Genomic DNA, 2,203 nt, shown 5'->3' with positions numbered 1-2,203 from the left:
CTTTACAGCCGCTCTTTGGTGGGTTTGCTACGTGAGTATAGCGAAATTTTTTCCTTAAGAGCCTCTTACCAGATGCAGCCCGCCTACCCATTTCTCGACAGCGTAGAGACCCGCGGCATCGGCCGTTCCTGCCAGCACTCGAGCACCCAAACTCGTCAGCTTAATGACGCTCTCGCGGAAATCTGCTGGTGAGGTCTGCTTAAAATTGGCTGATGGCACTACCCCTTGGACCTCCAGTAAGGGATTGGAACCTGCCGCCATCGTGGACAAGTAATACCAGAATTCCAGGTCACCCATACCCAGCACGTGCAGTTCATCACCCACGCTCCGGAATAATGCATGCGGCTTGGTCTCTCCACCCTCCACCTTCTTCAATATCGTCTGTTCGATGATTCCAAGCCCGTTGTGAGCAGAAGGCCAGCGTGAGAGATGGGCTTCAAAGGCTTCCCGAACAAAAGGCAAAGCGGATGTATCTGACGCCAGCAGCTGCTCATGCACCTCCGGCTGATCGGATGTATAGGCTTCCCATACACGACTGCCTAGCACCAACTCATCTTGGCCAATGGATTGCCAGGTGCCGGACAGCGTCTCAAGCTGCTCCGTACTAAGCTGTCCAAGCCCGCGAAACAGCTCGATCCCAGGATAAGATCCAATGCACAGCAGGCTAAGCTTCGTATCTCCCAAGGAATAACCCTTAAGCTTATGCAGCAGATACGACAGCATCGTCTGATCGTACAGATCATGCTCAAACCAGAGTACAACTTCATCATAGGCCTTAAGATTCCGCAGTTTGCTTTCCTGCGCGTTGCAGTTGGCTATAAACTCCGTTTGCGGAATGCCGAGCGTCCTTTCCAGATACGCAGCCCTCTCTCTCAGATGCTCATCGGTGTCCATCTCCATAAATACCGGACCGAACGTATACAGCTCCCTCCAGACCAGAATATCCCCGCGGATATTCCCTTGTCTCAGCTTATCCCCGACCGAATCTCCATTCACAATATGCAGCATGCGTACTCCTCCTTCATGCAAGTCAGTGAACACCGAGACAAAGTCGGCGACGTGGAGGATGCTCTTGAGTTTGCGCCGCGCATCGTACAGCCTTTTTTTCAATGCCGACACCGATACGTCCAGATAATCGGCGATTTCGCTGAGATGGTACCCTTGAAAATAATATAGCTGGACTGCCATACGCATGCTTGCAGGCAGATCGGCGACAGTGCGATGCAGATGCCGGATCAGCTCCCGCTGCTCCACGATGGACTCTACGTCGCGTGAACGCTCCGAGGGGGGCGGCTCTGTCTCATGAATCGGTACCGTTACGAAAGATTTGCGGCGCAAGACACGATAACATTGACGCTCTACGATCACTTTAAACCAGCCGGGAAAACGTGCGGCATCGCTCAGCTTGTCCAACTGGAGGAAGGCCTCCACAAATGACTCTTGGACGGCATCCTCTGCTAGATGAATATCCCGCAGTTTATCGTATGCCACGGCCAGCGCCATTGCGGTATAATGCTTCACCAGCCTTGCCTGCGCCCCTCGCTCTCCCCTCTGTGCGTCTTCCACCCACTGCTTCAACCCACGTCACCTCCCTTCTCTGATGTCTATATCTCTAAGTGCCACTCATAACGAAAAAGGTTACCTATTAAAAAAATCATTATCTCTTCAATTACACTTGACTTCTAATAACAACTGTGTAATGATTCTCATCATATCCTTCATCCGCTGCTCGAAGTGAGCAGGAGAGAAGGGTGTAAGAACAACATATCCCACAGCGATGAGAAGAAATAGTAGCGTATCGATTAAGAGTCCAAGCGAGCCGGCGACAGGTGTGAGGTCCGGTACTTTTAAGATAGGTGAATGGCTCTTCTCGCTTCAACCCGAACCCTCGCATTCGCGCGACGCAGTAGGCCTTGACGGAACTCCCCCGTTATCACGGGAGACATGATGGGATACGCTATCCCAAGTCATGCGCAAGGCGCGACGCTTCTGGTCGAATTCGGGTGGTACCGCGGAGTTTACACTTCGTCCCATAGGGGATGAGGTGTTTTTGTGTTGTTCTGACTATCATTAGGAGGTGCGAAATGAAACGATTATTATCAGGCATTAAACCAAGTGGGGATCTGAATATCGGGGGATATGGAGGTGCCCTGCGACAGTACGTCAAGCTGCAACATGACTATGAATCCTTCTTCTTCATTCC

General features: G+C 51.7%; 1 protein-coding gene and 1 pseudogene. One reads left to right on the top strand and one right to left on the bottom strand.

Annotated elements, in window-relative coordinates; translation table 11 throughout:
• Nucleotides 1-54: 54 nt before the first annotated feature.
• A complete protein-coding gene (locus tag ACFRAK_RS27970) occupies nucleotides 55-1,578 on the bottom strand; it encodes a sigma-70 family RNA polymerase sigma factor (RefSeq protein ID WP_394573028.1) in 1,524 nt (507 codons plus the stop codon).
• Nucleotides 1,579-2,039: 461 nt separating this feature from the next.
• Here ACFRAK_RS27970 and ACFRAK_RS27965 point away from each other — a divergent pair.
• Nucleotides 2,040-2,203 (top strand): annotated as a pseudogene (locus ACFRAK_RS27965) (hypothetical protein); the annotation flags it as partial.

Source organism: Peribacillus sp. NPDC056705, assembly GCF_043656335.1.
The sequence above is the reverse complement of the archived record's forward strand: the minus strand, read 5'-3'. Positions and strand labels throughout refer to the sequence as shown.